The 254-nt window shown below is 51.6% G+C and carries 1 rRNA gene; it reads left to right on the top strand.

Features of this window, described 5'->3' with window-relative positions:
• Positions 1–254: ribosomal RNA gene (locus FCL40_RS18490) — 23S ribosomal RNA — on the top strand; the annotation flags it as partial.

Below are 254 nucleotides of genomic sequence, written 5' to 3' on the forward strand. Positions count from 1 at the left end.
GACAGCCAGGATGTTGGCTTAGAAGCAGCCATCATTTAAAGAAAGCGTAATAGCTCACTGGTCGAGTCGGTCTGCGCGGAAGATGTAACGGGGCTAAACTAGACACCGAAGCTGCGGATGCACACTTTTGTGCATGGTAGAGGAGCGTTCTGTAAGCGGTTGAAGGTGTGTCGAGAGGCATGCTGGACGTATCAGAAGTGCGAATGCTGACATGAGTAACGTTAAAGCGGGTGAAAAACCCGCTCGCCGGAAGA

The sequence above is a fragment of the Ferrimonas sediminicola genome (assembly GCF_005116715.1).
GTDB lineage: Bacteria > Pseudomonadota > Gammaproteobacteria > Enterobacterales > Shewanellaceae > Ferrimonas > Ferrimonas sediminicola.